This window comes from Shewanella mytili, assembly GCF_046765975.1.
Classification (GTDB): Bacteria; Pseudomonadota; Gammaproteobacteria; order Enterobacterales; family Shewanellaceae; genus Shewanella; species Shewanella mytili.
Map to the genome: position 1 here is coordinate 198,207 of NZ_JBKOUD010000004.1, position 20,962 is coordinate 219,168.

Here is a 20,962-nt window from a genome sequence, read left to right on the forward strand (position 1 = left end):
ACAAGCCGAACAACTCGTGTTTATTCGTTCAGTTTCAATACGGCCAGGAACGCTTCCTGCGGTACTTCCACATTACCGAGTTGTTTCATGCGTTTTTTACCTTCTTTCTGCTTTTGCAGCAGTTTTTTCTTACGGGAAACGTCCCCGCCGTAACACTTGGCCGTCACATCCTTGCGCAAGGCTTTCACGGTGGAACGGGCCACCACCTGGCTGCCGACAGCGGCCTGAATGGCAATGTCAAACATCTGCCGCGGAATGAGTTCTTTCATTTTGTCCACCAGCGCAATACCGCGATGGCGAATGTTGGAGCGGTGCAAAATCATCGCCAGGGCATCCACCCTGTCACCGTTAATCAGCACATCCAGGCGCACCATATCCGCCGCCTGGAAATAAACGAAATTGTATTCCAGTGACGCATAGCCCCGGCTGGTGGATTTCAGTCGGTCAAAGAAATCCATCACCACTTCTGCCGCAGGAATATGGTACGTGAGCGCAACCTGGTTACCGTGATACACCATGTTTTTTTGCACGCCGCGCTTTTCCACGCACAGGGTGATCACATTTCCCAAATAGTCTTTGGGTACCAGAATGTTAGCTTCAACAATGGGTTCGTGAATTTCTTCGATATTATTGATGGCCGGAAGTTCCGACGGATTGTCCACATAAATGACATCACCGTTGGTCATCACTACTTCATATTCCACCGTGGGCGCGGTAGTGATCAGATCCAGATCATATTCCCGCTCCAGGCGTTCCTGAATGATCTCCATATGCAGCAACCCAAGGTAGCCAATGCGGAAACCAAATCCCAAGGCTGAGGAGGTTTCAGGTTCGAACTGCAACGAGGCATCATTCAGGCTGAGTTTATTCAGGGCATCGCGAAAACTTTCATAATCATCGGTAGAGACAGTGAATACCCCGGCATAAACCTGGGGTTTTACTTTTTTAAAGCCCGGGAGCGGCGTTTGCGCACCATTTTTTGCATGGGTTAATGTATCCCCCACCGGCGCGCCGTGGATCTCCTTGATGCCGGCGATGACAAACCCTACTTCACCGGTTCGCAGTTCGCTTTTATCGGTCTGTTTGGGCGTAAAAATCCCCACACGTTCAGCAATATGGTTCTGCCCGGTGGACATCACCTTGAATTTATCGCCTTTTTTCAGTGTGCCATTTTTAATGCGCACCAAAGACACCACCCCAAGATAGGCGTCAAACCAAGAGTCGATGATAAGGGCCTGCAGTGGCGCTTCAGGATCGCCTTCCGGCGCCGGAATTTCCGCCACAATGGTTTCCAGCACTTCGGCAACCCCAACCCCGGTTTTGGCGGAGCAACGCACGGCGTTTTGGGCCTCGATGCCAACGATATCTTCAATTTCAGCGGCAACCCGCTCAGGGTCGGCCTGAGGCAAGTCGATTTTATTCAGTACCGGCACCACGTCCAAATCCATGTCCAGCGCGGTATAGCAGTTGGCCAGGGTCTGGGCTTCCACCCCTTGCCCTGCATCCACAACCAGCAGCGCACCTTCACATGCGGCCAGCGAGCGGGATACCTCATAAGAAAAATCCACATGCCCCGGGGTATCAATAAAATTGAGCTGGTAGGTTTCACCATTTTGGGCCTGATACTCCAAGGTTACGCTCTGAGCCTTGATGGTGATGCCACGTTCACGCTCCAGATCCATGGAATCCAATACCTGGGCGGCCATCTCCCGGTCAGTAAGACCACCGCAAACCTGGATCAGACGGTCAGACAGGGTGGACTTGCCATGGTCGATGTGGGCAATAATTGAAAAGTTACGGATATGCTTGAGGTAATTGATTTTGTCTTTTTCCTGCATAAAGGCCTTGCTCATGTGGGGCATCGATTGACAACACCCCATCTCAATTCTTTGGCTGCGCGATTTTGCGTATATGCCGCGCATTATATCTGACTGTTAAGAGGTTGTCGTTAGCAAAAGCGCGGGGGGCGCCGCACTCAGCATACGCGGCGCTGATACATTGCAACAGCCACATAAACATCATGATTGTGCTGGTTCTGGCACCCTGTTTTGTTGTGCAGACTCAGCGGCAAAAACCACTTGGTTACGGCCATTGTGTTTTGCCTGATATAACGCCTCATCCGCCTGTTTCATGGTTTGGGTCATGGTGCCGTGGCCATCATTCTTGGCACAGCCGATGGACACCGTAATGGGGCCATAAATATCCGTCCAGCCTTCGATGACCATGTTTTCAATGTTTTGCCGCAGGCTGTCGGCAACGCGCTGGGCGCCCTGGATGGTGGTATCCACCAGGATGATGGCAAACTCCTCGCCTCCCAGCCGACTGACCAAATCCACGGCCCGTACAGAACCTTTCAAGATGCGCCCCAAGGCCACCAGCACCCGATCGCCCATGTCATGGCCGGCGGTATCATTGATTTTTTTGAAATAATCAATATCAAGAATGAGCACCCATGCCTGGTTTTTATTGCGATGGATGCGACGTATTTCCTCTTTACCAAACTGCATCAGTTTTCTGCGGTTTGAGAGTCCGGTGAGTGGGTCAATCAACACGGCCTCGGCCAATAAGCGTTCACTGTGGCGCCTTTTTTCATCCACTTTTTCATAATAAATGGCCGAAATACTCACCATCAGGATGATGAACCAGCTGATGCTGACCACAAAGGCTCCGAACAGATTACCATCGTGAAAGCGCAGGCTTTCAATAATCAAAAACCCCAAAACGGAAGGAACGATGTAGCCACACAGGCTTTGTAACCTGGCAACGGTTCCACCATGGTAAGGGCTTAAAATCGCCTTCAGCCCCCCTACATGAGCCGTCAATGCCAGGGTGGCAACGGCCAATGTGAATCCGGCCATGGCCGTCAACATGGACATTTGTCCGTAAAAGTTATTCAGCTGATAGGCATAACCGGTAAAGGAGATGGTGGGTATGGCAATGGCAACAAAAGCAAAGAATTGCGATATGGCAGGTCGTTTTACGTTATAAAACAACAAGCTTATACCGATGCAACAAAACATGACGGATGAATTCATCCCCATATCGTTACTTTTGCCAAGTTGAATTTCATGAATGACCAGATCATGAAAGGGCATAATCAACTCAGCGGTATGGGTGTGCAGCACCAAGTCCATCATGCGGCTTAGGGTAATGGCCAGCACCCCCATCACCAACAGCCGCTGCAACCATTTATCAATGCTTTTTGGGTCGGTTTTCTGAATGGCCAACCCCACCAGAATAATACACACGGCCGTAAGCGGATTGGTTGCCGGACCATTCATTATCGGCCGGTACAACGGCTCGATGTTCCCCAGATACCCGACTAATGCCACCAAGCCGAAGAAGATGCTGACCATTCCGATAGGGCGCACTATCGAATGAGCATACTTGACTAACACCCATTGTTTTTCTTTCACGCCGCTATAGGCCATATGAGTTCCAACCCCATTGGAAATTAACTATTGCGATTGTAAACAAGTGGTTATTATTTTAATACTCAGATACTTCACAAACAGCGAACGGTTTGAGTAATGATAGCCGCATGACTGGATAATTTTTAGGCTAACCGTTATCAACTGACGGCGCTACCGGCTGCCTTAAGCCGTCATGCCAAGCCACCCCGTACGGTTGCAGCATATTGGTAATATGAGTGATACCATCATGCAGGTTAAGGCATGGGCGCACATGAAAGTGGATGGATTGAGGTAGGTGACGGAAAAGACGCTGGGGGCCATGGCACAATTAATTGTGCTGCGTCGATGCTGCAGCACTTCACGGTGCTTAAACGTGAACGTGGAATGGAAAGATGAGCACTTGCAAGATGAAACAAGAAAAAGGGCGTGCCCAAGTGCCCGTTACTTAAGCGCGTGCCCTTTTTACTGATGCTCATTGATGGATTGCACGCTTCCGGATAAGGGCAGCCCCAAATTGGCCAGGATCACCGGTTGGGCGGCATCTTCCAGTTTTTTTGCCCAGCGTTTACCCAGAGACCAGGCTGCAACGGCCATAACCGATGCCAATAACATGCTGCTTATGTCACTGTTGCTGTGGGTGAAGCGAGCCAACAGATTGCCTGCCGTGCCGCCAATGAACATGCCCAGCAACGGCAACAGGTAAACCAATGCTGCCGCTTTAAGCACCACGCTTTCCGGCAATCCCAAGCGCAATAGCGTCCCCTTGGGATAAGGCTCTGTGGCAGGTACGGAAAACACCTGCCATTTGCTGCCAAAGGCCTTGGCCACCGCAGAAGTGCCGCAACTTTCTCCTTGGGAGCAATGGTTGCAAGCGCTTTTCATTTCCACTTCCACCGTAACCCAACCCTCATCGTCAGAGTTCACCACGGTGGCAACCTGTTCCATCATCGGCGTTACCTCAATCCAGCCTCAAACCTGACGCAATGCGCACCAGCGTTTGTGTGGGCACGCGGCCAACGGCAACAACTTCCAGATTTCCCACCCGCTCTGACGCCATGGAGATGCCGTCCCGAGTCATCAGCTCTTCCGGAATTGGCGCATCCCCCGAGCGAGCCACATAAATGGAGATATTGCTCAAGCCATCAGTCAGCGCAATGTACTCGACGGGTTCATGCGTGCCGATAAGGCGGTGATGATCCCGCACAATCACCCGAAACCCGGCGGGCAACCAGTTAAACTGCCAGTTTTGACCATCAGCCCGTTCGGACGGGTTCATCACCGGTGGCCATTCCTGCTGGTAAGCTTCTTCCAAAATGGGCGCTGGTGTTTTGGTTTCAAACAGCTCGATTACCAGCAGTTGCTCCAGCAACTGTTTGTCCTGAGACAGCATGTCATAACGCAGCGGCAAAAAGGAGGCGGTATCCACCCACACCTGAACGGTATAACGGTACTCGTCATTGGGCACCAAGCGGATCATCTGTCCGGTACGGCCGGCAATGCGCGCCCTGCCCCCCAGCACCAGGTTATAGCCGGCCTCCAATGCCGAGATGTCCCCGGCAAAGGCGGCGGGAATAACCCCTTGAATACGGTTGGATGTCATGCTGTAGGCGGGCTGATCATGCTCAATGAACGTGACGGTATTTCCCACACGCACGGCATTTTTTATCGGGCCATTCAAATGTTCCAGAAAAGCCACTTCCTTGCCGTCCACTGTGCCGTGGAGATACAGCAAAGGACGGATACTGTCGACCTGGAGTTGAATGAGCGAGATTTTGAACTGTTTGTCACGCAGGGCCTGACTCATGTTTTCGAGCCAGGCCTTGGCGGAAAGTTGCTCCTGCGCAAAGGCAGGCAATGCTAAGGCCAGGAAAGCCAACCAGAAGAGACGCAAGAGATTTCCTTATTGTTTCAACGGAAAAGTAACGACCTCGTTATTGTTATCCATAACCACACCCGCATTCAATCGTTGTTGCAACATATGATCCTGCAGGTAGCTGTTAATGCGTCGCCGTTGTTCGCTCAGTTGCTCATTGGTATACCCCTGAGGCTGCTGCACCGTACCGGTTTGCAAGCTCACAGGTGAGGCACCACCCACAAGTGGCCGAGTCATCAGTACCGGTGACACTTCATCATCAGTACCGGTGGCGTTGTAATTCTGTACCCCAACCACGGCCACCAACGCCACGGAAGCGGCAATGGCATATTGACCGAACTGTTTGAACAGCGGGATCACCCGTGAAGTTTTGGGTACTGTGGTAACAGGTGGCGTTATTGCCGCTGGCGCCAGAATGGCAGGTTCCTGCTCCAATGCAGCGGCAATGCGATCAGACAAGTCCAACTGCAGTGTTTGTGGCAACTCACCGCGCATGGCATCGCCTATCAGATGATAGTTACGCCATTTATCATGAGAAGATTTATCGCTGGCTAAATCTGCCAGTGCCTGTGGGTCGGCTTCACCGTCCACGACAGCGGAAACCCACTCCTGACCTAATTTTTCCATTACTCAACTCACCTGTTAGTTTAATGGTCATCTTTCCAGCAATGGCTGGAGCTTTTTGTCGATGGCTTCACGAGCCCGGAAGATGCGCGATCTTACGGTACCCACGGGACAATCCATCACATTGGCAATATCTTCATAACTCATACCGTCAAGTTCCCGCAGAGAAATTGCCATTTTCAAATCTTCCGGCAGTGATTCCAAAGTATCGAACACTACCTTTTTAATCTCGTCTGACAGCATTAAACGCTCTGGAGATGCAAACTCCTTTAACGCATCGCTGCCATCGTAATATTCGGCTTCTTCAGCATCCACATCATTGGCTGGCGTCCGACGTCCCTGCGATACCAGATGATTTTTCGCTGTATTTACCGCAATGCGGTACAACCAGGTATAAAACGCACTTTCGCCGCGAAAATTGGGTAACGCCCGATAAGCCTTGATAAAGGACTCTTGCGCTACGTCGGCCACGTCGGCCTGATTTCTCACATAACGTGAAATCAGGTTTATCACCTTCCCCTGGTACTTCTGTACCAAAAGGTTAAATGCGTTTTTATCGCCTTGTTGTACGCGTTCAACTAACTGTTGATCACTCGTCTGTGCACTCATCCGAGCCGACTTCTCCCAACTCTTTTTATGCTGCTTTTTTCGGTCGCTCGAACTACATTCACAGATGTAGACCAGCCCCTTGATGAAAAGTTCTTAATGAACGTTAAAATCTCGTGGAAAAACTGTTCTGGGTCAAAAGATATACCCAACATGGCGCCATTGGTTTAGGATTGAGCCCTCTAACCATCGGCTCATGATACCCTATGAAACAAGCAGTTGAACACCAAGCCGACATATTGATTATTGGCAGTGGTGCCGCGGGTTTAACCCTGGCATTACATCTTGCCAGCCACTGCAATATCATCGTCTTGTCCAAAGGTCCCCTCAGTGAAGGCTCCACCTATTATGCCCAAGGGGGAATAGCGTCAGTTTTCGACGAAGAGGATACCATAGAATCCCACGTGGCAGACACGCTGGTTGCCGGCGCCGGACTTTGTGATGAAGCGGCCGTCACCTTCACCGCCGAAAATGCCAAGGCCGCCATGAAATGGCTGATTGAATGTGGCGTGGCCTTTGACAAGGATGAGTTGCCCGACGGCACCATTGATGAATCCAGCTATCACCTGACCCGTGAAGGCGGCCATAGCCACCGGCGCATTTTGCATGCAGCAGATGCAACCGGCAAAGAGGTGCAGACCCGCCTGCAGCAACAGGTACTGTCACACCCCAACATTACCGTGCTGGAGCGTTATAACGCCATTGATTTAATCACGTCACGCAAACTGGCACTGCCCGGCAACCGGGTACTGGGCGCTTACGTCTGGAACCGGGCACAAGAGCAGGTAGAAACCGTCAAGGCCAGATTCGTGGCACTGGCAACCGGGGGAAGCTCTAAGGTTTACCAGTACACCTCCAACCCGGACATTGCCTCCGGTGACGGCATTGCCATGGCCTGGCGCGCAGGTTGCCGGGTGGCCAATATGGAGTTCAACCAGTTCCACCCCACCTGCCTGTATCATGCCGAGGCCCGCAACTTCTTGCTGACCGAAGCGCTCCGGGGCGAAGGCGCCTTACTGAAACGCCCGGATGGCAGCCGTTTCATGCCGGAATATGATGCCCGAGCAGAACTGGCACCCCGGGATATTGTGGCCCGCGCCATCGACCATGAAATGAAACGGCTGGGCGCTGACTGCGTATTTCTGGACATCTCCCATAAAGCCCCTGAATTTATCACCAAGCATTTTCCCACCATCTATCAGCGTTGTCTGGCCCTGGGCATCGACATGACCAAGCAGCCAATTCCAGTGGTGCCGGCGGCCCACTACACCTGTGGCGGGGTAATGACCGATCTTCATGGGCAAACCGACCTCAACGGCTTATACGCCATTGGTGAAGTGGCCTATACCGGGCTGCATGGTGCCAACCGTCTGGCGTCCAATTCGCTGCTTGAATGTCTGGTGTTTGCCAGGGCCGCTGCCAGTGACATTGTCAGCCAGCTCCATAAAATGCAGATGCCGGGCGCCATCGCTCCCTGGGATGAAAGTCAGGTGTCCAATTCTGACGAAGAGGTGGTCATTGCCCATAACTGGCATGAGTTACGCCTGTTCATGTGGGATTATGTGGGCATTGTACGCTCCAATAAGCGCCTGGAGCGGGCGCTGCGCCGGGTGAACATGTTGCAGCAGGAAATCGAAGAGTATTACAGTAACTTCCGGGTGAGTAACAACTTGCTGGAGCTGCGCAACCTGGTACAGGTGGCAGAGCTCATCATCCGTTGTGCCATGTGCCGCAAAGAAAGCCGCGGGCTGCACTACAACATTGATTATCCTGACAAACTGCCCACATCGACCCCAACGATTCTTCAGCCCGAATAAGGGCTGTGGCGATTGAGCAAAAGACGGCACAAATGACGAAAGTTTGTGTCGTCAAACATGTCGCGAAACAGGTAAAGCCGGCGAAAACCGCCAGGGCCCCGGCAGGGGAAACTCACCATCCACGGCGTGATCAGCACCGGCCCCCCAACCTGAAAACGACTGCTGCCAACAAACTGCCCTTCCCCGTTACCCGCCAGCCAAAAATCCAGTTGCCAACGCGATAGTGTCCGAATCCGGGAGGCAAAATAGCCGGTCATGGCAAGCAGCGCTCCCCACCGAAGATAGGGATAAACGGGGTAATCCAGTGCTGGCCAAAAAGCCACGCTCCCCAAACAAACAACGGCCAGTAGCAGCAATGCCGCATACTGGCCGGGAGAGGTTGTCACCAAAAATCTATGGCGCTGCACGTCCGCGAACCTTGACCACCATTTGTGCCAGGGCCGGGTCCGGGCATTGTTCATGCCCCATGAACCAGGCAAACAGTTCGGGGTCTTCACATTCCAGCAACCGGACAAAACAGGCTTTGTCTGCATCAGGCAAGTCCTGATAGTACTTTTCGACAAAGGGCTGGAACAGTACATCCAGCTCTAACATTCCACGACGACAGGCCCATTTCACCCGAGCGTAATTCATCAAATCTGCCACCAGCTAACTCCTTTAGTAAATGCTAAGGCCAGTTTACTGCTTGCTGCTGTGGCTGTCGAATCACTACAGGTTTTGCACCTGCACGTCCATGCCGGCAAACAGCTCTTCAAAATCAGTGCCCAGCAGCCGTTTTACCGCCGGGTGCTGGATCATCCGCTCGGCAAACATCACGTGGTATTCTTCACGTACATCCCGGGTTGTGCCCAACAGGCGCACGTTGTGACTTAAGATATCCTGCTGGTAGATGGAGGGCGACACGAAAATGCCCCGTCCGAAATAGCCGAACGCTTTCATCATGGCCGCATCATCGAACTCCCCCAAAATGGTGACATTGAGGTTTTTCTCATCAAACCAGCGGTAGAGTTGCTGGCCTACGGAGGTCCGTTTACTGGGCAGCAAAATGGGGGCTTCTTCCAGACAAGCGGGAAACGGCTGTTGCAATGGCATGGCAGAAAAAAAGGCAATGCCGCATTCCCCCAGCTTTTTGGATAGGATTTCTGGGTATTTCAATGATTCACCGGCACAATCCGAGAGGATCATATCCAGTTTATGTTCCCGCAAACGGGACATCAGGCTCTCGTGGGTGGCCTCATAACAGGCCAGTTGCATGGTGCCATCCCGAGGAATGACAGACATCAACACCCTGCTGGCAAGGGCCTTAGATAACACGTCGGAAATGCCGACTTCAAACAACAGGTTGTTATCCTTGGTGTAATTCAACACATCCTGCATTTCGTAAGACAGCGCAAACATCTTGTCGGCATAACGGAATACCAACTCACCCAACTCCGTAGGCTCCAGACGGCGGCCATTGCGCTTGAACAGAGCGCCGTTAAGGCGCTCTTCAAAGGCCCGGATTTGCCCAGTAACCGTTTGCGGTGTCAAACACAAGGTTTCTGCCGCTTTGGTTACCGAGCCTTTTTTCTGTACCATCCAGAAGTAGTACAGATGGTTGTAATTGAGATGGGACATACCGCTCTCCTGTTTATCGCAGGCGCTGGCAATCCAATAAGCTGAACACTGCTGTTTGCAGGCTCGTATTATCCGCTACCTCGCCGCGCTCAAATGCTTCAGTAAGCCCGTTGACCAAATCGTCCCTGTCCGGTACCCGTCCCAGACAATACTGACGATTGGCTTCCTGAAAGCGCTTGCCACCGCGAAATTTCAGGGCCCTGGACTGATAATCCCCAGTATCGAGCCTGGCACCTACCGCCATGGGCTTGTACATCAATGCGCCATCGACCACACCTTCCAGATAACTTTGGCAAATTGCCTCTTTGCTGGCGGTTTTACAGCGCTCGATTTGTGACGCCTGGGCTAACGGAATGATGCCAGCCGCCAACAGAATAGTCATTAAGTAAGGTCTTTTCATGCTTTTTCTCCTGTTTTAGGTAACGCTTTTGACAACCAAAAATAGCCCAGCGCTGCAGCGGTCATGGACCCGAGCAAAATCCCCAAGCGGGCCAAATCGCCGTACAACACACCACCGTGCTCAAACGCCAGTGACGCAATAAACATCGACATGGTAAAACCGATACCGCACATCACCGCCACCGGCGCAATATGGCGCCAGCCAATACCGGCAGGCAGCTCTGCCAGCTTGAGTTTTACGGCCACATAACTAAATAGCAGCACGCCAACAGGCTTACCCACCAACAGACCCAGGGCAATTCCCAAAGGCACCGGTGATACCAGGCTGCTGAGCGACATTCCCCCCAGAGACACGCCCGCATTGGCAAAGGCAAACATCGGCAGGATTAAAAAGGTACTCCACGGATGCAGCGCATGCTCCAGATGCTGGGAGGGTGAGCTGCCGTCTGCAGCACGCAAAGGAATGGCAAAGGCGATAATTACCCCGGCCAACGTGGCATGCACGCCAGACTTAAGCACGGCCACCCATAAAATGGCACCCACCAAACCGTAAGCGCCCAGCGCCGTCACTCCTTTTCGGTTGAGTATTATCAGCCCCAATACGGCAACTGCGGCAATCACCAGGCTGGTCACGGAAAGATCGCTGCTGTAAAACAGCGCAATAATCACAATCACGCCGAGATCGTCAATAATCGCCAGCGCCAACAGGAACACTTTTAGTGCAACGGGCACCCGGCTGCCCAGCAGCGCCATAATCCCCAGGGCAAAGGCGATATCGGTGGCCGCAGGAATAGCCCAGCCACCCGCCGTTACCGGGTTCTGGTAATTGAACAGCAGATAGATGGCCGCCGGGGCAATCATGCCGCCAATGGCCGCAAAGGTTGGCAAGGAGGCTTTGGCCACGCTGGATAACGCCCCTTCCACCAGTTCCCGTTTCACTTCCAGGCCAATCAGCAGAAAAAACAGCGCCATGAGGCCATCGTTAATCCACAGCAGCAATGGCTTGTGAATGTCCAGTGCGCCAACACGCAACTGCATGGGGGTATCCAGAAATCCCTGATAAAAAATATCCAATGGTGAATTGGCCAACACCATGGCCAATGCCACTGCGATAAGCAGCAAAATGCCGCCGGCAGACTCCTGGCTCAGGAAATTCCGAATCACTTTATCCATAACGCACTCCAAAAATCAGTAATGCGTAGAAGTGTAGCCGAGGGAGAAAAGCAAGAAAAATCGAAAGTTTTTGCCATTACGCTCGGTTTTTCCGAGGTAATGGCAGAAAAATGATTAATTAAATCGCAACAGGCGCTTTAATATGAGGGTGAGGATCGTAACCTGTCAGTTCGAAATCTTCGAATTGATAGTCGAAAATGGAGGCGGGTTTTCTGGTAATGGTCATGGTTGGCAAAGGCCGTGGCTCACGGCTCAATTGCAATTGGGTTTGTTCCATGTGGTTGGAATACAAATGGGTATCGCCGCCGGTCCAGACAAAATCGCCCAGCGCCAAATCACACTGCTGCGCCACCATCATGGTCAACAGCGCATAGCTGGCAATATTGAAGGGCAAACCGAGGAAAACATCACAACTGCGCTGATAAAGCTGGCATGAGAGCTTACCGTCGGCCACATAAAACTGGAAAAACGCATGACATGGTGCCAACGCCATTTTGTCCAACTCTGCCACATTCCAGGCAGACACGATAATGCGGCGCGAGTCCGGTTGCTGCTTAATCTGTTCAATCACCTGGGTTATCTGATCGATATGTTCACCGTTTGGTGCAGGCCAGCTGCGCCACTGGGCGCCGTATACCGGGCCTAAATCGCCGTTTTCATCCGCCCATTCATCCCAAATGGAAACCTTATTGGCCTTTAAGTAACCGATGTTGGTGTCACCTTTCAGAAACCATAACAGTTCATGGATGATGGAGCGCAGATGACATTTTTTGGTGGTGACCAACGGAAAGCCTTTACTGAGGTCAAAGCGCATCTGATAACCGAACACCGAGCGGGTGCCCGTACCGGTGCGGTCGGATTTTTCTGCACCGTGCGCCAGAATGTGGCGCATTAAATCAAGATATTGCTGCATGCTTACTTTCCTTTACTCAAACTGTTGCTTGGTGCTTTACGCAGCACCAGATAGAGACCCAAGACTATCATCGGCACAGACAAAATCTGCCCCATGGTAAAAAATCCCAGATACAGTCCTAACTGGGCATCGGGCTGGCGCACCAACTCCACAATGCAACGGAAAATGCCATAGCCAAGCAGGAACATGCCGGAAACCGCACCCCGCTTGTCGGTTTTATGGCTGAACCATTGCAGCAAAACAAACAGTGCCACCCCTTCAAGGGCAAACTGGTATAACTGGGACGGATGACGTGGCAACGGCCCGCCATGGGGAAACACCATGCCCCAAGGCACATCGGTAACCCGCCCCCAAAGCTCGCCATTGATGAAGTTGCCAATGCGTCCGGCCCCCAACCCGATGGGCACCACCGGAGCCACAATGTCGGCAACCCCGAAAAAGCTGCGTTTTTGTTTGTATGCAATAAAGCACATGGCCAGGATCACCCCTACCAAACCGCCGTGGAAGGACATTCCCCCTTCGGTGATTTTGAACAGGTACATGGGATCTGCCAGAAAATAATCCAGATGGTATACCAGCACATAACCGATGCGTCCGCCAAGGATCACCCCGAGGAACGCATAGAACAGCAGATCGGACACCTGCTCCCGGCTCCAAAGGCCATTGGAGCGATCGGCTTTACGGTTCAGCAAGAACATGGCCGCCATGAACCCCACCAGATACATGAAACCGTACCAGCGCAACGCCGGGTTAAAGGTTTGTCCGAAAAGTTCAAAAGGGCCAAAAGAAACGATCACCGGATCGATATCGGGAAATTGCAGCGCCATAAAATGAAATTACATCCTGGTATTTATGATGATTATTAGCTCAGCATCAGCTTGAGACCTACCACAAGCAGCAAAGCGGCGAAGATTTTCTTCAGCACCGGCGTTGGCCAGACACTCGCGGCTTTTGCTCCCACCGGAGCCAGCAACATCGAGGTCACCACAATGCCTACCAGTGCGGGCAGATAAATATAGCCAAGAGAGCCAAGCGGCATCCCCTGGATGTTCCAGCCGGCAATAACATACCCTAAACTGCCCCAAAGTGCGATGACAAGACTGTTAGCTGAGGAGAAACCCACCGCTTGGCGCATCTGCAAACCGCACCAGCACAGAAATGGCACAGTCAGGGTTCCGCCACCAATGCCCATCATGCCGGAGATCACCGCAATCAACGCCGACACCACAAACATCACCACCGGCGGTGGCATGGTTTTCCCTTCGGCTGACGGCTTGTAGGGAAATGCCATATTCACGGCCATTAACATCACGAATACCGCAAAGCCGCGCTTTAAATCATCCCCGGAAATCAACTCGGCAATAAACCCAGATGCCAAGGCCCCCAAAATGGTGCCGGGCAGCATGGGCTTGAATAAGAACCAGGGCACGTTACCGCGCTGGTGATGGGCCCTGGCCGATGAAAAGGAGGTGAGGATAATGGCGGCCAACGACGTGGCGATGGCCACGTGAGGCAGATAATTGGCGGGCACCTCTGCCAAGGGCAGCAAATAAAGCAGTACCGGCACCGCAATCAGGCCACCGCCGATGCCCAATAGCCCGGCAGAAAACCCCACCACGACTCCCAGTAACAAACATGCTCCCAGCATTAGCATCAGGCTTTCCACTATCGTTCCCCATCTTTCAAGATCATGACCATGACGATACGCTAGTTAAGCAATGCCGCCAGCCCTTTGTTATCCAGATAATCCCGCAATAATTCCCGCACTTCCAGACCACAGCGCAAAGTGAGCGCCTGCTGCAACAAGCGTTGCAACTCATCCATGCTCACCCGCCGCATCAGATAATTGATTTTGGCCAGAGCGCCCTGGTTCATGCTCAGCTCACGGTAACCCATGGCAGACAGTAGCAGCGCCCCGGCTGGCTCACCGGCCATTTCACCACAAATGCTGATCCCCAAACCATGCTGGCGACATTGCTGCAGCGCCGTTTGCAAATAACGCAAAACGCCCGGGTGATAACTGTCAAACAAGGCGCTTACCCGGGGATTGTTGCGATCAACCGCCAGCAAATACTGGGTCAAATCATTGGAGCCTACCGAAATGAAATCCACCCGTTTGGCCACTTCATCCAGTTGGTACAGTAATGCTGGCACTTCCAGCATCACCCCCAGCTGGGGCTTGGACAAACCGGGCTCCATGTCAGCTTTCAATTCGTGATAGGCCTGATGGAAATATTCAATGGCATGATCAATTTCCACCAGATTGCTGACCATGGGCAACAGAATTTTAAGCTGGTTGCGGGTACCGTTGGCCTGCAACATGGCACGGATTTGCACCAGAAACAGCTCGGGATGATCCAGCGACAACCTGATCCCGCGCCAGCCAAGAAACGGGTTTTCCTCTTTTATGGGGAAATAAGGCAAGGGCTTGTCGCCGCCCACATCCAGGGTGCGCATCACCACCGGGCGACCGGCCACCAGATCCAGCACCTGGGTATAAACTTTGATTTGTTCGGACTCGCTGGGAAAGCGCTGGTGCAGCATAAAGGGAATTTCCGTGCGGTACAGGCCGACGCCGTCGGCGCCTTCCGCCAGCTCGGAAGCCAGCCCGCTGATGAGCCCCGCATTGATAAACAGCTGGATCCGCTCCCCGTCCAGTGATTGCGCGGGTAGTTTCACTTCCTGCATGAATTGCCGCTGCAGTGCCTTTTCAGCACTGAGCAAGCTGCGGTATTCACTGATAACGGCACCGGAAGGCGACACCATCAACTGCCCGCGGGTGGCATTCAGCACCACCATTTTGCGGTCGATATTGGAGGCTAAAACCTGCTGCACCCCGGTAAGCGCCGGAATGCCCAGCGCCCGAGCAAAAATGGCGGCATGGGAGTTGACCCCGCCAAGTTCCGTGACAATCCCTGCCAGTTTGGCCCGGGGAAACTCTGCCAGCAAGGTGGTATCGGCCTCTTTGGTGACCAAAATCACCGGTTTGTCTGAATCGAGCACCAGTCTGTCGGGTTCAATCAGCTGTCGCAGCACTTTTTGCCCCAGGTCATGGATATCGCTGGCGCGCTCCTTGATATAGGGATCGTCCATGGCACGAAACTGCTCAATGTAACGCAGCGATACCCGGCTGATGGCGGATTCCGCACACCAGCCCTGCTCCACTTCCCGCACGTATTCACCGCCCAGGCTGGAATCGTCCAGCAGCAGTGTAAGCGCTGAAAAAATGGCAACCACTTCCTGATCCTGTTCCCGGTCAAAACGTTGGGTAAGCGTGCCAAGATTATTGCGACAACGGGTAACGGCACCGCTGAGGCGCTCCAGTTCCACGTTGACATCAAGCGCTTTGCGGTTGGGTTGTTGCAGGGAGATTTCGCCGCCCAAGACCAGGGCGTGGGCGATGGCGATGCCGTTGGAGGCTGGGGTGCCCTGGAACAGGATCTGTTTTTCCCGGCTTTTGACACTGGCTTTCTGTTTCAATCCCCGGATGGCCATGGCCAACTGGGCTGCCAGCGTCATTAAAAAGGCTTCTTCCCCTTCGCTGAATTGCCGGGAATGGGCCTGCTGCACCACAATCACCCCCAGTAACTGTTTCTGGTAAATGATGGGCACCGCCAGAAAAGCCCGATACTCCTCTTCTGCAGCTTCCGGGAATAATTTGAAGCGGGGGTGCTGCCGGGCATCGGCCAGGTTTATGGCCTCTTCACGCTCAGCCACCAACCCGACCAAGCCCTCGGTAATGGGCATGCGCACATTGCCCACGGCGGAAGGTTTCAGGCCATCAGTGGCCGACAATACCAGCTTTTCTTTATCAAGAATGTAAATGGAGCAACACTCAGTGGCAATGGCGGTTTTAATCTGCTTGACCAGCAACTCCAGCGCGGCATCTAAATCTCTGGCACTGGCCACCGCCTGAGTGATATCCCTGAGTGTATTTAGCAACGCACGCCCCCCATATTATCTTGTCAACGAGACTGCCGGTTTCGCCCCTTGCGGCGATAAGGTTGCTCCCGCTGTTGCTGCAACACCAGCACCGTGGAAGCAAACTCCTTCATCACCTTGCGGTACACATCCCGTTTAAAGGATACGACCTGCCGCACCGGGTACCAGTAACTGACCCAGCGCCAGTCATCAAACTCCGGGTGGCCGGATGCATTAAGGTTTACCGCGCTATCTTGGCTTTTCAACTGTAATAAAAACCACTTCTGTTTTTGACCGATGCAAACAGGTTGGCTGTCCTGGCGGATCAATCGTTTGGGCAAGCGGTAGCGCAACCATGAACGGGTGGAGGTTAAAATCCTCACGTGTTCCGGTTGCAACCCCACCTCTTCGTACAGCTCCCGGAACATGGCTTCTTCAGCCTGTTCCCCATCATCCAGGCCACCTTGCGGAAACTGCCATGAATGCTGCCCAAACCGGCGAGCCCACATGACCTGCCCGACCCTGTTACAGATGATTATGCCCACATTTGCGCGAAAGCCATCGCTATCAATCACATGGACTCCGAAAACTTGATAAATTTCAATGCATCGATTGTTTCACAAAGCTTGCGCGGCAGCAATTGGCAGTTATCAATGCAGGTAAATATCTGTGCCAACTCACTCCAATGCAATATTAACTTCATGTTGGCACGACACTATCCACAAAAACTGTGGACAACCATGTTGATGACAGGGTGAAAGCCGTCAAAAACCGGGGATGTTACAATTGTCAACCCTTGGGATCGTTTTTAATTTCACCATAACATTATGTAAATTATCATTTTTTTACTATTTAACCATAATGGATTGCCTCACAATCACAAGCGCTTATTTTTTAAACGATCCCGGTTTTGCGGATTTTTTGCTGTGTATTGAAGCCATAATTCGTTCCATTTTTACTTGTTTTTAGATTTGAAATCATCAAATTGATTAACTTAAACGATTAAACTGTTATGCCATGGGTTTTTCTTGGCTTTTATCCCATAAAGCTGTGGATAAAGGTGTTGGCAACTATGGAAAATCCAGCGGGTAATTCTGGAAAAATGTCCACCGGCCTGAAGTGATCAGATTAAACTACTTATAAATCATTATGATGTTATCCCATGGCGGTGATAGGCAACGTCACCATTTCATCATTGGCCATTTTTTGAACACCGTTGTGTCGCGATTGATTTCAGGTAAAATCGTGCCATGAATACGCTTACGCCTCCTCCATCCTCCATTGCCGAGTTAATGCAGCGCGCCGAATCCCTGGCGGGCTTAACCCTCGGGCAAGTGGCACATTCCCTGGATTTGCCGGTGCCGGCCAACTTGCGCCGCCATAAGGGCTGGCCAGGACAATTGCTGGAAATGGCCCTCGGTGCCGATGCGGGCTCCAAACCCCAACAGGATTTCTTGCATCTGGGGGTAGAGCTAAAGAGCATTCCGGTGGATATGCAAGGCATGCCGCTGGAAACCACTTATGTTTGTGTGGCGCCGTTGGTGAACATTACCGGCTTGCGCTGGCACCAAAGCCTGGTGTTTCATAAATTGCAGCAAGTGTTGTGGATACCGGTACAGGGTGAACGCACACTGCCGCCTGCTGAACGAAGAATCGGCATGCCGCTGTTATGGCAACCGGACAGGGAACAGCAACGCCAATTGCAGCAGGACTGGGAAGAGATAATGGAGCTGATAAGCCTCGGGAAAGTCACCACCATCACCGCCCGCCACGGTGAAGTGCTGCAGCTGCGTCCCAAAGCCGCCAATAGCCGGTCGCTCACCGAGAGTATTGCAGAGGACGGCAGCCTGCGTTTGGTCAATCCCCGGGGCTTTTATCTGAAAACCAGTTTCACCCGTCAAATACTGCAGCACTATTTTGGACATCCCCACTAACGATGTGAGTTTGATTTGATGTAGATCACACTTATCGCTGGAATCACCCTGCTGATGCGGATAAACTACCGCCTTTTAGTAAGCCAACATAATTGTAGGATCCTGCCCATTCCGTGAGAGCTCGTGTACAGGCAAAAAAACTCCTGTTCGCCATTCTGGCCTGGACCGGAGCCATGTCGGCCTTCGTATTTTTTCGCTATTCCCAATCAACTGAGTTGCCCCAGTGGGCTGTAGGCTCAGGGGATCTTGCCACCCTGGCGATATACATGGGGATCATCTTCGGCAGCTTGCACTGGATGTCAAACCTGATTGCCGACTTCAGCGCCATCAATCGCTTACCTTATGTTTTTTCGGTTATTTTCAAAGGGCTGTTTCTGTTGCTTGGTGCCACTACGCTGGCATACATGACCCAGTACCTGAACATGTGGGCCATTGAAAACCATATTGCCACCCTGCGGCAGATGCTCACCATACACATTCTGTACAGCCCTTCATTCCAGGCACTGATGATTTATCTGGTCGTGGTGCGGGTGGGTTTGGCCTTCATTGAGCAGATGGCCTTATTGGTAGGGCCCAGAATTCTGCTGAACATCGGCATGGGCAAATATCACCGTCCCCGTTATGAACAGCGGCTCTTTTTGTATATCGACATGGTCGCTTCCACCACCCACGCCGAATCCCTGGGAGATTACCGCTTTAGCCGTCTTATCCAGGATTGTTTTAGCTTGTTGTCTGAAACCATTAACAATAATGATGCTGAAATCTACCGCTATATGGGAGATGCGGTATTAATCCACTGGTCCCTGCCCCAGGGCATTGTGAATGACCGCTGCATGAATGTGTATTTTGAATTCAGCCAACAGCTGAACTGGCAACGGCGCTATTTTGAAGAGCAATACGGCTTTGTGCCCAAGTTCAAGGCAGCGGCCCATTGCGGACAGGTGGTTGCGGCCGTGGTTGGGGTGCAAAAACAGGAAATCAGCTTCTTCAGCGATGTACTCAATACCCTGGCAAGATTACAGGATCAATGCAATCCCCTTGGGCAACGCATGCTGTTATCCGGCGCGCTGGTCTCCCGGCTGGAAAACGATCACAGTGAATATCAACTGACCAACCTAGGTCCGGTAAAACTCAAAGGCAAGCAACACTCGATTGAGGTGTACGGGGTTAAGCCCAAACAGGGATAACCCCTTTCCCTTTATGGACAGGCAGCCAGATGGGCTGCCCCAAAAACCGCTACATGGTTTGCCGCAGCAATTTTTGTACTTCCAGCCCCAAGGTCCTGAACGTCCGGATGCGGCTGGTGGTCTGACGCCATACCAACCCGATTTCCCTGAAAGGCAAATCCCCCGGCGGGGTGAGCACCATCAGATCCGTATCATTCAAAATGCCCGCATCAATGGCCATTTGTGGCAAGAACGTAGTGCCCAGTTTGCTGTTCACCATCTGCACCAAGGTGTGCAGACTTGTGGCGGCAAAAGGGTTTACCTTACGGCTGTCCCCCAGCTGGCAGGCGGTAATGGCGTGCCCGGTAATGCAGTGCTCACTGTGCAGCAAAAAGATGCTTTCATCCGGCAGGGCATGATAATCCACCGGCTCGTGCACCCTGTTGGCCAGGTCTTTGTGGATCACCATTTTAAAAGGGTCAATCCCCACCTTCATGCTGTGATACCCGGTAATGTCTGCCGGCAGGGCCAGCAGCAGCAAATCCAGTTCACCTTTCCCCAAAGATGCCAACAGCCTGTCGGTGGTATCTTCCTTAAGCAACAAGCTCAGTTGGGGATAACTTTCGTGGCACTGCTTCATCAGGCGGCTGAGCAAAAACGGGGCAATGGTGGGAATGCATCCCAGACGGATGTCCCCGGTCATCGGCTCTCCTTGGTTTTTCACCAATTCAACCAAATCATCCACATCGGTAAGGATCTTGCGGGCACGCTGCACCACTTCTTCACCAATGGCGGTAAACATAAAGGATTTATGATCCCGCTCAATAAGCTGATAACCCAGTTGTTCTTCCAGATTCTGGATGCCACTGGAAAGGGTGGACTGACTGACGTTACACACACCGGCAGCGCGGTTGAAGTTCTGCTCTTGATGCAGGTTTACCAGATAATAGAGATTTTTCAGACTAGGCAAAGGTTTCATCGAATCCGTTCCCGACGGTTATATTCCTGAGACTGGTACTCAGCAACTTATCACAAACCGCGTTGGCAGGCATCTGCCAACCCTGGCAAATGTGTCACGTGGTCATGATGGCAAAAACCTCGCAGGAATTTACCAACATGCCCTTTGAAGGGGTATCTCAGGCTTTGGCTTGTAAAAACGCTTTCAGCTGCTGCAGATCATCCGCCACGTATTGTGTAATGGCCTTTAACCACGCCGGATGCTGCCCCGCCCATTCCGGGGTGTCACCATGCTGTAATAACTGGGCGTAATAATGGATGCGTTTCAGCCCCACGGACCCAGCAGCCCCTTTGAATTTATGAGCCTCGGAACACAATAACTCATGATTCTGGGTATCTGCCGCTTGTTGCAGGTTATTCAGGTATTCCGGCAGCAACTGTTCAAACAACACCACACTTTTCAGCAAAGTGCCGGCGCCAATGGCGCTGCAGTATTGCTCCAGGGTGTTGAGATCCAGTATCGTGTCCAAATCTGAGGTAGCCATACCG

The 20,962-nt window shown here is 52.3% G+C and carries 21 protein-coding genes; 3 read left to right on the forward strand and 18 right to left on the reverse strand.

The features are described from left to right. Positions 1 to 20: 20 nt before the first annotated feature. From lepA to rpoE, 6 genes are all read right to left on the reverse strand, one after another. On the reverse strand, positions 21 to 1,838 hold the full coding sequence (gene lepA / locus ACIDEJ_RS06495) for a translation elongation factor 4 (protein WP_411987310.1): 1,818 nt from the start codon (positions 1,836 to 1,838) through the stop codon (positions 21 to 23). Positions 1,839 to 2,018: 180 nt separating this feature from the next. After that, entirely contained in the window at positions 2,019 to 3,431 is a 1,413-nt protein-coding gene (locus tag ACIDEJ_RS06500; RefSeq protein ID WP_411987264.1) for a GGDEF domain-containing protein, read from the reverse strand. A 444-nt stretch (positions 3,432 to 3,875) separates the two neighbouring features. Further along, on the reverse strand, positions 3,876 to 4,361 hold the full coding sequence (locus tag ACIDEJ_RS06505; RefSeq protein WP_411987265.1) for a SoxR reducing system RseC family protein: 486 nt from the start codon (positions 4,359 to 4,361) through the stop codon (positions 3,876 to 3,878). A 10-nt stretch (positions 4,362 to 4,371) separates the two neighbouring features. Next, entirely contained in the window at positions 4,372 to 5,304 is a 933-nt protein-coding gene (locus ACIDEJ_RS06510; RefSeq protein WP_411987266.1) for a MucB/RseB C-terminal domain-containing protein, read from the reverse strand. 9 nt (positions 5,305 to 5,313) lie between these two features. Continuing rightward, on the reverse strand, positions 5,314 to 5,913 hold the full coding sequence (locus tag ACIDEJ_RS06515; RefSeq protein WP_411987267.1) for a sigma-E factor negative regulatory protein: 600 nt from the start codon (positions 5,911 to 5,913) through the stop codon (positions 5,314 to 5,316). Between the two features lie 27 nt (positions 5,914 to 5,940). After that, a complete protein-coding gene (gene rpoE / locus ACIDEJ_RS06520) occupies positions 5,941 to 6,519 on the reverse strand; it encodes an RNA polymerase sigma factor RpoE (protein ID WP_411987268.1) in 579 nt (192 codons plus the stop codon). A 203-nt stretch (positions 6,520 to 6,722) separates the two neighbouring features. Between rpoE and nadB the strand changes: the two genes are divergently transcribed. Further along, on the forward strand, positions 6,723 to 8,333 hold the full coding sequence (nadB, locus tag ACIDEJ_RS06525; protein WP_411987269.1) for an L-aspartate oxidase: 1,611 nt from the start codon (positions 6,723 to 6,725) through the stop codon (positions 8,331 to 8,333). Here the strand turns inward: nadB and ACIDEJ_RS06530 are convergent. The 10 genes from ACIDEJ_RS06530 to rppH all read right to left on the reverse strand — a co-directional run bounded on the left by ACIDEJ_RS06530 (position 8,321) and on the right by rppH (position 16,931). Further along, positions 8,321 to 8,740, reverse strand: a complete 420-nt coding sequence (locus tag ACIDEJ_RS06530; protein WP_411987270.1) for a protein YgfX — start codon at positions 8,738 to 8,740, stop codon at positions 8,321 to 8,323. The genes nadB and ACIDEJ_RS06530 overlap by 13 nt on opposite strands. Beyond that, a complete protein-coding gene (locus ACIDEJ_RS06535; protein ID WP_411987311.1) occupies positions 8,727 to 8,966 on the reverse strand; it encodes an FAD assembly factor SdhE in 240 nt (79 codons plus the stop codon). The genes ACIDEJ_RS06530 and ACIDEJ_RS06535 overlap by 14 nt, the downstream gene beginning before the upstream one ends. 75 nt (positions 8,967 to 9,041) lie before the next feature. Beyond that, on the reverse strand, positions 9,042 to 9,950 hold the full coding sequence (gene nhaR / locus ACIDEJ_RS06540) for a transcriptional activator NhaR (RefSeq protein ID WP_411987271.1): 909 nt from the start codon (positions 9,948 to 9,950) through the stop codon (positions 9,042 to 9,044). Between the two features lie 13 nt (positions 9,951 to 9,963). Beyond that, complete coding sequence (locus ACIDEJ_RS06545; RefSeq protein ID WP_411987272.1) at positions 9,964 to 10,350, reverse strand: hypothetical protein; 387 nt, start codon at positions 10,348 to 10,350, stop codon at positions 9,964 to 9,966. Then, the gene (nhaA, locus tag ACIDEJ_RS06550; protein WP_411987273.1) at positions 10,347 to 11,522 is read right to left on the reverse strand and encodes a Na+/H+ antiporter NhaA; all 1,176 of its coding nucleotides are present in this window, start codon (positions 11,520 to 11,522) and stop codon (positions 10,347 to 10,349) included. The genes ACIDEJ_RS06545 and nhaA overlap by 4 nt, the downstream gene beginning before the upstream one ends. Positions 11,523 to 11,640: 118 nt before the next feature. Then, a complete protein-coding gene (gene thyA, locus ACIDEJ_RS06555; RefSeq protein ID WP_411987274.1) occupies positions 11,641 to 12,435 on the reverse strand; it encodes a thymidylate synthase in 795 nt (264 codons plus the stop codon). A 2-nt stretch (positions 12,436 to 12,437) separates the two neighbouring features. Beyond that, the gene (gene lgt, locus ACIDEJ_RS06560) at positions 12,438 to 13,262 is read right to left on the reverse strand and encodes a prolipoprotein diacylglyceryl transferase (RefSeq protein WP_411987275.1); all 825 of its coding nucleotides are present in this window, start codon (positions 13,260 to 13,262) and stop codon (positions 12,438 to 12,440) included. A 35-nt stretch (positions 13,263 to 13,297) separates the two neighbouring features. Then, a complete protein-coding gene (locus tag ACIDEJ_RS06565; protein WP_411987276.1) occupies positions 13,298 to 14,101 on the reverse strand; it encodes a sulfite exporter TauE/SafE family protein in 804 nt (267 codons plus the stop codon). Positions 14,102 to 14,142: 41 nt separating this feature from the next. Beyond that, on the reverse strand, positions 14,143 to 16,377 hold the full coding sequence (gene ptsP, locus ACIDEJ_RS06570; RefSeq protein WP_411987277.1) for a phosphoenolpyruvate--protein phosphotransferase: 2,235 nt from the start codon (positions 16,375 to 16,377) through the stop codon (positions 14,143 to 14,145). A 23-nt stretch (positions 16,378 to 16,400) separates the two neighbouring features. Beyond that, complete coding sequence (gene rppH / locus ACIDEJ_RS06575) at positions 16,401 to 16,931, reverse strand: RNA pyrophosphohydrolase (RefSeq protein ID WP_411987278.1); 531 nt, start codon at positions 16,929 to 16,931, stop codon at positions 16,401 to 16,403. Between the two features lie 675 nt (positions 16,932 to 17,606). Between rppH and mutH the strand changes: the two genes are divergently transcribed. Further along, on the forward strand, positions 17,607 to 18,290 hold the full coding sequence (gene mutH / locus ACIDEJ_RS06580) for a DNA mismatch repair endonuclease MutH (RefSeq protein ID WP_411987279.1): 684 nt from the start codon (positions 17,607 to 17,609) through the stop codon (positions 18,288 to 18,290). A 113-nt stretch (positions 18,291 to 18,403) separates the two neighbouring features. Beyond that, entirely contained in the window at positions 18,404 to 19,477 is a 1,074-nt protein-coding gene (locus tag ACIDEJ_RS06585; protein WP_411987280.1) for an adenylate/guanylate cyclase domain-containing protein, read from the forward strand. A 49-nt stretch (positions 19,478 to 19,526) separates the two neighbouring features. On the opposite strand, the gene oxyR is transcribed toward ACIDEJ_RS06585, so the two are convergent. Next, positions 19,527 to 20,435, reverse strand: coding sequence for a hydrogen peroxide-inducible genes transcriptional activator OxyR (gene oxyR, locus ACIDEJ_RS06590; RefSeq protein WP_411987281.1), 909 nt, complete (start codon positions 20,433 to 20,435; stop codon positions 19,527 to 19,529). Positions 20,436 to 20,592: 157 nt separating this feature from the next. Beyond that, on the reverse strand, positions 20,593 to 20,958 hold the full coding sequence (locus ACIDEJ_RS06595; RefSeq protein WP_411987282.1) for an Hpt domain-containing protein: 366 nt from the start codon (positions 20,956 to 20,958) through the stop codon (positions 20,593 to 20,595). Between the last annotated feature and the right edge of the window lie 4 nt (positions 20,959 to 20,962).

Excerpts from the sequence above, each read along its gene's own strand:
- nhaR (WP_411987271.1), bottom strand. The coding sequence starts at position 9,950 with ATGTCCCATCTCAATTACAACCATCTGTACTACTTCTGGATGGTACAG.
- ACIDEJ_RS06505 (WP_411987265.1), bottom strand. The coding sequence starts at position 4,361 with ATGATGGAACAGGTTGCCACCGTGGTGAACTCTGACGATGAGGGTTGG.
- ACIDEJ_RS06535 (WP_411987311.1), bottom strand. The coding sequence starts at position 8,966 with ATGAATTACGCTCGGGTGAAATGGGCCTGTCGTCGTGGAATGTTAGAG.
- lepA (WP_411987310.1), bottom strand. The coding sequence starts at position 1,838 with ATGCAGGAAAAAGACAAAATCAATTACCTCAAGCATATCCGTAACTTT.
- lgt (WP_411987275.1), bottom strand. The coding sequence starts at position 13,262 with ATGGCGCTGCAATTTCCCGATATCGATCCGGTGATCGTTTCTTTTGGC.
- nhaA (WP_411987273.1), bottom strand. The coding sequence starts at position 11,522 with ATGGATAAAGTGATTCGGAATTTCCTGAGCCAGGAGTCTGCCGGCGGC.
- ACIDEJ_RS06595 (WP_411987282.1), bottom strand. The coding sequence starts at position 20,958 with ATGGCTACCTCAGATTTGGACACGATACTGGATCTCAACACCCTGGAG.
- ACIDEJ_RS06515 (WP_411987267.1), bottom strand. The coding sequence starts at position 5,913 with ATGGAAAAATTAGGTCAGGAGTGGGTTTCCGCTGTCGTGGACGGTGAA.
- ACIDEJ_RS06500 (WP_411987264.1), bottom strand. The coding sequence starts at position 3,431 with ATGGCCTATAGCGGCGTGAAAGAAAAACAATGGGTGTTAGTCAAGTAT.
- nadB (WP_411987269.1), top strand. The coding sequence starts at position 6,723 with ATGAAACAAGCAGTTGAACACCAAGCCGACATATTGATTATTGGCAGT.
- thyA (WP_411987274.1), bottom strand. The coding sequence starts at position 12,435 with ATGCAGCAATATCTTGATTTAATGCGCCACATTCTGGCGCACGGTGCA.
- ACIDEJ_RS06545 (WP_411987272.1), bottom strand. The coding sequence starts at position 10,350 with ATGAAAAGACCTTACTTAATGACTATTCTGTTGGCGGCTGGCATCATT.
- rpoE (WP_411987268.1), bottom strand. The coding sequence starts at position 6,519 with ATGAGTGCACAGACGAGTGATCAACAGTTAGTTGAACGCGTACAACAA.
- oxyR (WP_411987281.1), bottom strand. The coding sequence starts at position 20,435 with ATGAAACCTTTGCCTAGTCTGAAAAATCTCTATTATCTGGTAAACCTG.
- mutH (WP_411987279.1), top strand. The coding sequence starts at position 17,607 with ATGAATACGCTTACGCCTCCTCCATCCTCCATTGCCGAGTTAATGCAG.